Source organism: Amycolatopsis sp. NBC_00438, assembly GCF_036026695.1.
In the GTDB taxonomy this organism is placed as follows: domain Bacteria; phylum Actinomycetota; class Actinomycetes; order Mycobacteriales; family Pseudonocardiaceae; genus Amycolatopsis.
Genome location: NZ_CP107923.1, coordinates 10,405,450 through 10,417,451 on the forward strand (window position 1 = coordinate 10,405,450; position 12,002 = coordinate 10,417,451).

At 71.0% G+C, this 12,002-nt stretch carries 10 protein-coding genes; 3 read left to right on the plus strand and 7 right to left on the minus strand.

The annotated features are described in order from the left end of the window. Positions 1-10: 10 nt before the first annotated feature. Positions 11-796, plus strand: coding sequence for a class I SAM-dependent methyltransferase (locus OG494_RS48225; RefSeq protein ID WP_328450589.1), 786 nt, complete (start codon positions 11-13; stop codon positions 794-796). Between the two features lies 1 nt (position 797). Further along, on the plus strand, positions 798-1,733 hold the full coding sequence (locus OG494_RS48230) for an alpha/beta hydrolase fold domain-containing protein (RefSeq protein ID WP_328450591.1): 936 nt from the start codon (positions 798-800) through the stop codon (positions 1,731-1,733). Here OG494_RS48230 and OG494_RS48235 read toward each other — a convergent pair. The 5 genes from OG494_RS48235 to OG494_RS48255 form a co-directional block, all read right to left on the minus strand. Further along, entirely contained in the window at positions 1,699-3,453 is a 1,755-nt protein-coding gene (locus tag OG494_RS48235; protein WP_328450593.1) for a choline/carnitine O-acyltransferase, read from the minus strand. The two genes, OG494_RS48230 and OG494_RS48235, sit on opposite strands and share 35 nt — an antisense overlap. Positions 3,454-3,457: 4 nt before the next feature. Then, entirely contained in the window at positions 3,458-4,336 is an 879-nt protein-coding gene (locus OG494_RS48240) for a class I SAM-dependent methyltransferase (RefSeq protein ID WP_328450595.1), read from the minus strand. A gap of 17 nt (positions 4,337-4,353) precedes the next feature. Next, entirely contained in the window at positions 4,354-5,211 is an 858-nt protein-coding gene (locus OG494_RS48245; RefSeq protein ID WP_328450597.1) for a HalD/BesD family halogenase, read from the minus strand. 111 nt (positions 5,212-5,322) lie between these two features. Continuing rightward, positions 5,323-5,778: a DUF4232 domain-containing protein gene (locus OG494_RS48250; protein WP_328450599.1), complete on the minus strand. Its 456-nt coding sequence runs from the start codon at positions 5,776-5,778 to the stop codon at positions 5,323-5,325. A 172-nt stretch (positions 5,779-5,950) separates the two neighbouring features. Beyond that, on the minus strand, positions 5,951-8,548 hold the full coding sequence (locus OG494_RS48255) for a bifunctional FO biosynthesis protein CofGH (RefSeq protein ID WP_328450601.1): 2,598 nt from the start codon (positions 8,546-8,548) through the stop codon (positions 5,951-5,953). A 153-nt stretch (positions 8,549-8,701) separates the two neighbouring features. On the opposite strand from OG494_RS48255, the gene OG494_RS48260 reads away from it, so the two are divergent. Beyond that, entirely contained in the window at positions 8,702-10,258 is a 1,557-nt protein-coding gene (locus OG494_RS48260) for an IS1634 family transposase (protein ID WP_328450603.1), read from the plus strand. Here OG494_RS48260 and OG494_RS48265 read toward each other — a convergent pair. Further along, on the minus strand, positions 10,243-11,004 hold the full coding sequence (locus tag OG494_RS48265; protein ID WP_328450605.1) for an SDR family oxidoreductase: 762 nt from the start codon (positions 11,002-11,004) through the stop codon (positions 10,243-10,245). The two genes, OG494_RS48260 and OG494_RS48265, sit on opposite strands and share 16 nt — an antisense overlap. After that, positions 11,001-11,789, minus strand: coding sequence for an alpha/beta fold hydrolase (locus tag OG494_RS48270; RefSeq protein ID WP_328450607.1), 789 nt, complete (start codon positions 11,787-11,789; stop codon positions 11,001-11,003). Before OG494_RS48270 ends, OG494_RS48265 begins: the two co-directional genes overlap by 4 nt. Between the last annotated feature and the right edge of the window lie 213 nt (positions 11,790-12,002).

Here is a 12,002-nt window from a genome sequence, read left to right on the forward strand (position 1 = left end):
GTTTTGAGCCATGATTGAGCGACGTGCCGACGGAAGCGCCGGTGACGCCGACTACGGCGCGATCGGCGGGGTGTACACGGACTACCGCGTGCCGGACCCGCGGATCGGCCGGTACATCCTCGACGCGCTGGGGGAGGCGCGGACCGTCCTCAACGTCGGCGCGGGCGCGGGCGCGTACGAGCCCCAGGACCGCGAGGTGACGGCGGTCGAGCCGTCGGCGTCGATGCGCGCGCAGCGGCCCGAGGGCCTGCCACCCGCGGTCGACGCGGTCGCCGAGAAGCTGCCGTTCCCGGACCGGTCGTTCGAGGGCGCGATGAGCACGTTCAGCGTCCACCAGTGGAACGACCTGTGGGCCGGGCTGAAGGAGGTCCGCCGGGTCACCCGCGGTCCGGTCGCCATCCTGACCTGCGATCCCGCGCTGCTGCGGCGGTTCTGGCTGCTCGACTACGCGCCCGAGGTGATCGAGACCGAGGCGCGGCGCTACCCGCCGGTCGACGACATCGCCGACGGGCTCGGCGGCCACACGTCGATCATCGGCGTCCCGGTGCCGATCGACTGCACCGACGGCTTCAACGAGGCCTACTACGCCCGCCCCGAGCGCCTGCTCGACCCGGGCGCGCGGCTGTCGTGCTCGGCGTGGAGCTTCGTCGACGACCGGGTGCACCACCGGTTCGCCGCGGAGCTGCGCCACGACCTCGACGACGGCACGTGGGAACGCCGCTACGGCCGGTTCCGCGAGCAGCCGACGTTCGACGGCTCGCTCGTCCTCGTCGTCTCGAACCCCGAGGGAGCCTGACGTGCCGCCGCCGTTCGACCCGGAACTGGCGCCGGTCGTCGAACAGCTGCGGGCGGCCCGTCCGCCGTTGAACACGGTGGACGGCATCGCCGCGCGGCGTGAGTTCGTCGCCGGCGCCGAGCAGACCGTCGACGAGCTGGCCGCGGCGCACCCGGGCTTCGAGTTCGCGGAGGAGCGCGCGGAGGAGGTGCCGTTGCTGGTCGCGCGCCCGCCCGAGAGCCGCGGCGTTCTCTACTACGTCCACGGCGGCGGCCTGATCGTCGGCAGCCACCTCGGCCCGGACGTGCCGAACGTGCTGCGCTGGGCGGGAGAACTCGGCGTCACCATCGTTTCGCCGGGTTACCGGCTCGCGCCCGAACACCCGTACCCGGCGCCGGTCGAAGACTGCTACGCCGGTCTGTCGTGGACGGCCGAGCGGCTCGCCGGTCCGATCGTGATCGGCGGCGTCAGCGCGGGTGGCGGCCTGGCGGCGGCCACGGCCCTGCTCGCCCGCGACCGCGGCGGCCCGGCACTCGCCGGGCAGCTGCTGCTCTGCCCGATGCTCGACGACCGCAACAGCACGCACTCGGCCGTCGAGCTCGACGGCCGCGGTCTGTGGGACCGCACGGCCAACAACGTCGGCTGGGCGGCGTACCTGGGAGACCTTCGCGACGTCCCGCCGTACGCCGCGCCGGCCCGCGCGGCCGACCTTTCCGGCCTGCCGCCGACGTTCCTGGACGTCGGCACCGCCGAGACGTTCCGCGACGAGGTGGTCGCCTACGCGAGCCGGCTCTGGGAGGCGGGCGGCGAGGCCGAGCTGCACGTCTGGCCCGGCGGGTTCCACGGCTTCGACGCGCTGGTGCCGGAAGCGCGGCTCAGCCGGGCGGCGCGGGCCGCCCGGCTGAGCTGGTTGCAGCGTCTGCTCAGCCGCCGGCCAGCAGCTCCTGCAGCTCGCTGACGGCCTTCGCGAGTTCGTCGGCGAAGCGGTACATCTCCGACGACACGTGCTTCGGCGTGCTGAGGTAGAGGTTCCAGCGGTCCGGCAGCAGCACGTACGCGATGCCGATGCACTGCGGGCTGGTCGAGCCGAAGCCGAAGTACTGGATGTTCACCGACGGCGCCGAGCTGGTGCTCAGGTAGTCGTCGCGCATCTTCAGCCAGCCCGGCGAGCTGTACAACGCCGGTGTCTCCGTGTCGCCGCGGCGCTTGGCGATCAGCTGCAGCTCCCACAGGTGCTGCTCCGGCGCGTCACCGGCCTGACACTCCTTCGCCCGCGAAACGTGCTTCGCCGCCGCCGTCCGGAACGCTTCCCGCTTCTCTTCGGTTGAGCCGTCTTCCATCGCGGCGACGAACCGGAAGACCTCCGGCGTGACGACGCGCATGGCTTCGGTCCGGCCGTTCCGGAACTGCCGGGTGGCGATCGACTCGTACGTCGCCCCCGTCAGGCCCTTCGCGCGCTTGTGCGCGAGCTGGTAGGCCATCTGCGCGAAGGCGTCGGGGGACATCCCCAGCTCCTTCACGCGGTTGGCGCCGAAGTCGAACGACACGGTCTGCGTGGCCGTCGCGTCCGCGTACGCCTTGAAGGACTCTCCGGCGGCGCGGGCGTCTTCGCGGAGGGCGTCGGTCAGCGTGAACTCGACGGGCTCGAACCCCGGGACGCCGTCGGCGGGGTCACGCGGGAGGCGTTCCCCGCTGAGCAGCGCGTCCGTGAAGCCGAGGATCGTGGTGCCGTCGAGCTCGCAGTGCTCGACGTTGATCCCGGCGGTGCCGTCCTCGAACACGATCAGCGAGACGGCCTTGTCGTACCAGCGGTTGGCGCCGTACAGCAGCTGGTCCGCGGCTTCCAGGGTGGTCGACGGCGCGAAGTCGTCGAGGCAGACGCAGAACAACGCCGTCTCGAGGGTTTCGAGAGCTTCGGCGTTGCCCGCGTCCAGCAGGGCCTGCCGGCTGGCCGCCCACTCCGCGCGGGCCTTGGTGGTGAAGTGGCCGGCGGGCACGTCCGTGGTGTGGTCGTCCTTGAGGATCGCCCGCAGGCCGTCGGCGAGCTGCTCGGCGGAGTACGGCCGGCCGTCTTCGGCGACGACGTCCATCCGGAACGGCGTGTTCCGGTGGAACACGATGATGTGCCGCGCCCGCGACGGCCCTTCCCAGCCGTCGCGGTACGGCGTGCGCGCGGTGTCGAGCACTTCGCCCGGGATCCGCGTCGCCGAGAACAGGTACCGGTGCTGCACCATCGACTGCGGCGCGCCGCGCACGAGCACGGCCGGCACCAGTTCGTCGTCGAGCCGCAGCTTGTAGTCCACCGCGGACGCGGTCAGCTCGGCCGCGCGTTCCACCTGGCCCAGCGGCGATTCGGCGAACAGGAAGAAGAAGTTGGCGTTGAGCGCGATCCGGTCGCGGCGGCCGAGGTAGCGGTACGGCCAGAAGGTGTCCAGCCAGCTGTGCACGCCGGGTGACCGGTCGTACTCCTCCAGCGCGGCCTGCAACCCGTGGGCCGGGCTGTCGGGCGCGAGGAAGTCCTCGACCGCCGCTTCGGTCTCCGCCAGCTCGTCCGGCGTCAGCAGCGGACCGCACCATTCCAGGAAGCGGCGGCCGCTGTCGTCCAAGGTGGGCACGGGGACCCGGGGAAGCCGGTCCTCGTTGCCGAACGTGCGGGGGGACCATTCCGGACTGCTCACTCTGTCATCCTCGTTCGTCGGGGGCGGTGTCTTCGTCTTCGGTGGCAACGGCGTTGAGCGTGGACGCGAGCCCGGCGGCCGCACCCTTCTTCGGTCGGGAAACATACAGCTGCGCGTACAGCCAGCCTTCGGACTCGAGCCCTTCGGGATCGACGCCGGCCGTGCCCAGCGAGTCGAGGATGTGGGCCTGCTCCTCGGCGGAGGCGAACCGCCGCTGCCGGTAGACGCCGTCGATCGCCGCGGTCTCGTAGCCCAGCTCCGCGAGGCTTTCCGCGACCGGGTCGTAGGAGAACATCCGCAGCACGAAGTGCGCCATCCACGGCCGGGAGCCGCGCGCGATCCGGGCGATCGACTTCTCGGTGACGTAGCCGACACAGCCGGTCGACACGACGAGGTCCACCTGATCGAGCAGCGCCTGCTGCGTCTCGTCCGGGTCGTAGCGTTCGAAGTCGGCGTAGATCGTCTCGTCCAGGAAGCCCGCTTCACGCGCGTAGTCCAGCGCCGCCCCCGCGGCGTCGAGGCCGAAGAACCGGGCGCCGTCGGGGGTCGCGCGGCTGCGCACGAGCCGCCGGTCGCGCTCGAGCAGGGCGGCGCGGTCGAGGTCCTCGACACCGGGCGCGGTGTACTGCTCGTAGAGGTCGTCCAGGGTCGTTTCGCACCGCAGCAACGCGCTGTTGACGCCGTAGGAACAGCCGACGTCGAGCACGGTCGGCCGCGCGATCCCGCGCTCCGCCTGGTATTCCTCGATCAGTTTCGTGAAGTACGGCTTCGCCAGTTGCGGAATCTGGTAATCCACGCGCTGCAACGTTCCGAAGAACGGACGGGGGTCGGGCGCGGTGTAGATGTGGTCGAACGAGATCTTGCCGGTCGAGTCGAAAGGCACGGGCCAGGCTCCTAGATCTAGTCGAGCAGGGCGTCGCCCCGCACAGCGTGACCAGCCAGGTGTTCGGGCAGGACCCGGCCGAAGAGCTGCCTGGTCCGCTCCGGGCTGCCGATGACGCCGGGGCGCTCGCTGTAAGCGAAGATCGCCGAGTGGCGCGCGATCTTCCCTTCCACCCTAGTGACCCGATGCAAGGCGAAGCGGCCTTTGAACAACTGCAGATCGCCCGGACGGAGGCTCAATCGCTGGACCAGACGGGTGCTTTCCCCGGAAAGAACGGAGCGGACACCGGAAAAATTCTCGGCCTCCGCGGACCGGATGTTCGGGCAGTATTCGAACGTTCCGCCGTCGTTCGCGGCCTGCGTCAGCATGCTGACGGTGTAGGAGTTCGTGTCGAAGTGCCACGGGTGCGCGCGGCCGGGCGCGATCACGTTGAGCGTCAGCCCGGACAGCGGGTCGGCGAGCTCGTGCAGCTCCGGCAGGCCGAAGCAGTCCGCGATGAACCGCTGGAACACCGGGCTGGTGTAGAGCCGGCTGATGATGGCGTCGCCGGGGACGTGGTCGCGGGCGACGAAGGCGTTGCCGCGCTCCATGATCGTCCGGCCCGGGTGGTCCTCGGGCAGCGCGGCGTCGAGCGCGGTGTTGTACGCGTTGACCTTTTCGACCTTCGTGTACGCGTGCGGTTCGAGTGCGGCGCACTCGGCCCGCAAGGCCTCGTGCAGCTCCGGCCGGATGAAGTCGGCGAGGACGCTGCAGCCGACGTCGGCGAGCTCCGCGCGGGTACCGGCGACGACCTCCCGCCAGGCTCCGCTTTCCGGATCGGTGAGCGGATAGCGGTCCGAGTCGATCATGTCCAGCGCGGCCACGGAGGTGCTCATCGAAGTCCTTCCGGCAGGTGAAGCTACGGTGCTTGCCCTGGTCGTGAGGAAAACAAGTAGCACAACGCCCCGGCGGTCAACCGTGGGTTTGTGAGCGGTGACACAAAGTGGTCAGTTGCCGATTTCGGTCGCCCAGGAGCTGACGGTGACGGTGTCCGTGGTGCCGAGGTCGGTGTCCAGCGGCTGGCTCTGCGCGGGTTCGCCCGGGACGGGGACCACCGAGATCGCGGCACCGGTGTGCTGGTCCCCGGACGTCACGGTCGCCGACCACGCGAGCACGGCCACGACCTTCTCGCCGGGCTTGAGCGTCACGTTCTGCGGCCCGAGGTCACGCGCGAAGTACGACGTACCGTGCTCGACCTTCACTTCGAGCGGCGAACCGTCTTCGGTGAGGATCTTCAGGTCCGGGTAGCCGGTGACCTTCCGCGGCTCGCCGTCCCGGTTGGTCAGCGTCAGCACGCTCGCGCGGTGCCCGAGACCGGCTTCGACCTGGCCGACCGAAAGCGACAGTCCGGCCGACGGCGGTGGCGCGTACGTCGGGCTCGGCGTCGTCGTGGGTGTGGGCACGGGCGGCGGAGGCGGCGTAGTGCCGCAACCCGCGAGAAGCGCGACGAAGAGAAGTGGTGCGAAGCGGAAAACCCCCATGAACCGGAAGAGTAGCGGGCGCCCCGGAGCCGGGCGCCCGCTACCGCTGTGTCGACCGGGGCTCCGCCACCCGGAACCCCCGAAGAACCGCTTATTACGGCGTGAGCAGGGGCAGCAGCGGCTTCCGGACCGCGGTGGCGACCCCGTCGGACGCCTCCGCCGCGGCGATCCGCTCGGCCGAGGGCCGGCCGTAGCCCGTCGTCCGCTGCACCAGCGGCCGGCCCAGCGGCTCGACCATCTCGCGCATGTCGCTGATCGTCTTGTACGACCCGTTCGACGCGCCGGCCATCCGGCTGATCGTCTCCTCCATCAGCGTGCCGCCGATGTCGTTGACGCCGCCCTGCAGCACCGCGCGGCTGCCCTCGGTGCCGAGCTTCACCCAGGAGCTCTGGATGTTGTCGATCATCCCGTGCAGCAGCAGCCGGGACAGCGCGTGCACCGCCCGGTTCTCGTTCTGCGTCGCCCCCGGCCGGGCGAGCCCGGCGAGGTAGATCGGCGAGCTCTGGTGGATGAACGGCAGCAGCACGAACTCGGAGAAGCCGCGCTTGCCGTGCTTCTCGAGGCCGTCGCGCTGCAGCTTCGCGAGCAGCTTGAGGTGCGCGACCCAGTGCGCGGGCGTGTCGACGTGGCCGTACATCATCGTGGACGTCGTCGGCAGGCCGACCTCGTGCGCGGTGGTGACGACCTTGATCCACTCCGACGTCGGCAGCTTGCCCTTGGTGAGCACCCAGCGGACGTCGTCGTCGAGGATCTCCGCGGCCGTGCCCGGCAGCGAGTCGACGCCGGACTCCTTCGCCTGGATCAGCCAGTCCCGCAGCGAGAGGTTGGTCCGCGAAGCGCCGTTGACGACCTCCATCGGGCTGTAGGAGTGCAGGTGGATGTCCGGCTGCCGGCGCTTGACCTCGGCCGCGAGGTCGAAGTACGCGGTGCCCGGCAGGTCCGGGTGGATGCCGCCCTGCATGCAGATCTCGGTCGCGCCCGCGGCCCACGCCTCGTCGACGCGGTCGCCGACCTGCTCCAGCGAGAGCGTGTACGCGTCGGCGTCGGTGCGACGCTGCGCGAAGGCGCAGAAGCGGCAACCCGTGTAGCAGACGTTGGTGAAGTTGATGTTCCGCGTGACGACGAAGGTGACGTCGTCGCCGACCGTCTCGCGCCGCAGGTCGTCGGCCAGCTTCGTGAAGGCGTCGAGTTCCTTGCCGTCGGCGGACAGCAGCGCGAGCGCGGCGTCGTCGGACAGCCCGGCGGGGTCCTTTTCCGCGCTGCGCAAGGCTTCCAGCACGGTGGAGTCGAACTTCTGCGGCCCGGTCTTGATCCGGTCGCCGATCTCCTTCCAGTCCCCGTACACCGAGTCGAAGTCGCTGCGGCGGTCTTCCGTCCGGCCGGTGGTGTCGATCTCGGTGTGCAGGTCGGTGCGGCCGGACTGCTGCCAGCCGCCGTCCGGCTCCTGCCACGGGATGCCGACCGGCATCGCGCCCTCGCGCGCCATCCCGGTGGCCGGGTCGACGAGCGCGGCGACGTGCCGGGTGATCCGCGGGTCCAGCCAGGGCTCGCCGGCGTTGACGTACTCGGGGTAGATCGTGAGCCGTTCCTTGAGCTCGAAGCCGGCCTTCTCGGTGCGGCGGGCGAGCTCGTCGATCTGCGGCCACGCGCGTTCCGGGTTGACGTGGTCCGGGGTCAGCGGCGAGACGCCGCCCCAGTCGTCGATCCCGGCGCGGATCATCAGGTCGTACTGGTTGCCGATCAGGTTCGGCGGCGCCTGGATGCGCATCTTCGGGCCGAGCACGAGCCGCGCCACGGCGATGTTCGCGGCGAGCTCCTCGAGGTCGGCGTCCGGCGTCGCGCGCATCTTCGTGTCGGGCTTGGCCCGGAAGTTCTGCACGATGACTTCCTGGATGCCGCCGTAGGTCTTGGCGATCTTGCGGATCTCGAACAGGGCGTCCGCGCGCTCCTCGAACGTCTCGCCGATGCCGATCAGCACCCCGGTGGTGAACGGGACGCTGCTGCGGCCGGCGTCTTCGAGCACGCGCAGCCGGACGGCGGGATCCTTGTCCGGCGACCCGTAGTGCGGGCCGCCCTTCTCGCTCCACAGCCGGGTCGCGGTCGTCTCCAGCATCATGCCCATCGACGGCGCGACGGGCTTGAGGCGCTGGAAGTCCTGCCAGGACAGGACGCCGGGGTTGAGGTGCGGCAGCAGGCCGGTCTCCTCCAGCACCCGGATCGCCATCGCGCGGACGTAGGAGAGCGTGTCGTCGTAGCCGTGCGCGTCCAGCCAGTCGCGGGCCGCCGTCCAGCGGTCCTCGGGCCGGTCGCCGAGGGTGAAGAGGGCTTCCTTGCAGCCCATCTCGGCACCCTTGCGGGCGATGTCGAGGACCTCGTCGGGCGAGAGGAACGGCGATTCGAGCCGGCCGGGCACGGTGACGAACGTGCAGTAGCCGCAGCGGTCGCGGCAGAGCCGGGTGAGCGGGATGAACACCTTGCGGCTGTAGGTGATGATCCCCGCGCGCCCGGCCTCGGCCAGGCCGGCGTCGCGGATGCGGGAGGCGTACTCGGACAGCTTCCCCAGGTCTTCGCCGCGAGCGTGCAGCAGGACGCTCGCCTCGGCTACGTCGAGTGTCTTCCCGTCACGCGCCCGGGCGAGCGCACGGCGCATCGCGGAGGCGGTCGGGGTGGTGGCGTCGGGTTCGGGTCCCATTCCGCCCACGCTAGGACCGTCCTCGTGCGACCAGCCAGTGTGTCTTCCGCACCCCGCTCACCCGATCGTGGATGGTGATCGTCGTCGCAGGTCAACGCGCCGAGATGGTTGTCGATCAGCTGCGCGGCGTGTATTACCTAAAGGGTGGCCTCGGTGATCGGGAAGAAGATCGGCGGACGGACGTACTACTACCTCGCGGAGTCCGCGCGGGTGGACGGCAAGCCCCGTGTGGTGACCCAGCGTTATCTCGGTACCGCCGACGAGATCGCGCGCGCCGTCCCGGGCGGTGAACCCGCGTCGGCACGCTACCGCGCGTACGGCGCCGTGGCCGCGGTGTGGGCGACGCTGCGGCGTCTCGACTTCGTCCGCCGCGTCGACGAGGTCGCCGGGCCCCAGCGCGCCAAGACCACGCTCGGGCTGACGCTGGCGATCGCAGTGCTGCACCGGGCCACCGCGCCGGAGACGCCGATCGCGGACTGGTGGGCGACCGGGGCCGCCCCGGACCTGGTGCGCCCTCGGGTGTCCACAGTAGACGGATTCTGGCGGGCGCTGGAAAGGCTGACCCCCGAACGGATCACGCGGATCGAGGAGACCGTCGCCTCCGCGGTGTTGGAGATCCTCGACGACCACGCGGCCCTCGCCGTCGACGTCCCGCAGTTCACCGCGTTCGCGGCCGCGGACTGCACGCTGCCCTCGGCCTGCCAGGGCGTGCTCGCCGGGGTGGGCCTGCGGGTGACCCGCGACGGCGCGATCCCGCTCGGCTCGCGGCTGTACCGGCGCGACGACGGCACGGCCCCGACGTTCGCCGCGCTGACCGGCGAGCTGGGCCCGGCGACGCTCATCTTCCACACCGGACAGGCCGCGCAGCTCGACCTCGGCTCACGCAGCGGGTTCGTCGGTTCCCTGCCGCTGACCGACCACCCCGAGCTGCTGACCCAGCCCGCGTCCGCCCGCAAGCGCGTCGACCCCGAGCGGTTCGCCGGCCTCACCGCGCTCGACACGCACGCGGTGGTGGACGGCGTCCGGCGGCGGGTGATCCTGACGCATTCGGCGACGCTGCACGCGGCGCAGTCCCGCGCGTTCGCCGACGAGCTGGCCACCGCGACCCGCGAGCTGGACGGCCTGGCCGGGGCCCTGGCGGCGGGCACCCACCGCGGCGACCGCGCCCAGGTGCACGCCGAGATCGGCCGCGTCACCCGCGGCCGGCGCGCCGAGCGCGTGCTCACCGCGGTGCTGAGCGGGAGCCGGGCCGGGGAGATCCGCCTCGAGCGGCGGATCGACACCGCCGCCGTCGCCCGCCTCGACGACGAGTTCTTCGGCAAGCAGGTGCTGGTCACCGACCGGGACTGGCCGGTCGCCGAGGTCGTCACCGCCTACCGGGCGCGCACCCACCTCGAATCGACGTTCCGCTGGCTGACCGGGCCCACCGTCACCGGCCCCACCCCGCGCTGGGAGTGGACGCGGCAGCGGATCGCGGCACACGGGCTCGTCTCGGTGCTCGCCGCGACGGTGACGCACCTGATGCGGCGCGAGGCCGACCGGGCCGGGATGAACCTGTCCGTGAGTGAGCTGCTCGGCCGGCTCGCGGGCATCGGCGAGCTGGTGCTGCACTACCCGTCGACCGGCGGGCGGCCGCGGACCGCGCGCCGGCCGACCGAGCGGGACCCGGCCCAGCAGGCCCTGTTCGATCTGTTTCAGGATTCGCGGTAGATCTGCAGCGCGGAGAAGCTCTGCACCACCGGCATCAGCTCGATGACGTTGATGTTCACGTGCTTCGGCTGGCTCGCGGCCCAGTAGACGGACTCCGCGACATCGTCCGCCGTCAGCGGGGTGGTGCCCTGGTAGACCTTGTCGGCCTTCTCCTGGTCGCCGTCGAAGCGGACCTTCGAGAAGTCCGTGCCGCCGACCATGCCGGGCTCGATGTTCGTCACCCGGACGCCGGTGCCGTGCAGGTCACTGCGCAGGTTGAGGCTGAACTGGTGGACGAACGCCTTGGTCGCGCCGTAGACGTTGCCGCCGGGGTAAGGGTAGGTGCCGGCGATCGAGCCGATGTTGAGCACGTGGCCACGGCCGCGCTCGACCATCCCGGGCAGCAGCGCGCGCGTGACGTGGGTGAGGCCGCGGACGTTCGTCGCGATCATCTCGTCCCAGTCGGCGAGGTCCGCCTGGTGCGCGGGCTGGAGGCCCTTCGCGAGCCCGGCGTTGTTGACCAGGACGTCGACCTCGCGCCAGTCCGCGGGGAGGCCTTCGATCTTCGTCTTGACCGCTTCGGGGTCGCCGACGTCGAGCTTGAGCGTGAGGACGGCGTCGCCCAGCTCCCCGGCGAGCTTCTCGAGCTTGTCGTCACTACGGGCGACGGCGATCACCCGGGCGCCCTCGGCGACGAACCGGCGGGCGATGGCGTCACCGAAGCCGGCGCTGGCGCCGGTCACGAACACGGTCTGCTGCTGGGTCATGGCTTGGCTCCGCTGTCGGTCAGGAAGGTGCTGAGCGCCTCGTTGAACTCGGTCTCGCGCTCCAGGTTAGGCAGGTGGCCCGCGCCGTCGATCACCACCAGGGTGGAACCCGCGACTTCCCGGTGGATGAGTTCGGCGTCGCGCACCGGGGTGAACTCGTCCTCACTGCCTGCTACGACCAGGGTCGGGACGGCGATGTTCCGGAGCCCGGGGGTGTAGTCCGGGCGCTCGGCGCGTCCTCTCAGGGCGGCCGCGGCACCCTCGGGGGGAGCGTTGCGCATCATCCTTCTGACGTGCTCCTCGACGTCCGGCCTGGTCGCGCGGGTCTCCGGCGAGATCATCTTGGGGAGGAGCTCGTCGGCGTACTGCTCCATGCCGTCCCCGGTGATCCTCGCCGCGGTGTCGATACGGCCCTGCTTCACCTCGGGGGTGTCCAGGCCGGCGAAGGTGTCGGCCAGCAGGAGCGCGCTGACGCGGCCGGGGTGGTCGGCGATCGCCTGCATGACGATCTGGCCGCCCATGGAGAGGCCGCCGAGCACGAAGGTCCCGATACCGAGGTGGTCGGCCAGCTCGACGACGTCGCGCGCGAAGACGTCGAGGCCGGTCTTGGTCTCGTCGGACTTGCGGGTGCCGTACCCGCGGAGGTCCGGGGTGACGACCCGGTAGCCGCGCCCGGCCAGGTACCGGGCCTGGGGGCGCCACATCGAACGGTCGAAGGGGTGGCCGTGGACGAGCAGGACGGTCGTCGCGTCCTCCGGTCCCGCGTCGTCGTAGGTGGAGGTCATGCCTTCGACGCTAGGCGGAGCTTTGATGCGGAGCAATACGGCGCAATGTACTCGGAGCAATGTTCTTTCCGTGCTCTTCCCGGCTGCTTCCCGGGATTTCCCCTGGCGCTCTCGGGGCGCCGGGGGCACACTGGGCCTCGGACGGGCTCCGTCAGGGGTTCTGACCTGCGCTGATCTTGTTAACGGACCCCCCTGTTTCAGGCGGTTTCGGGG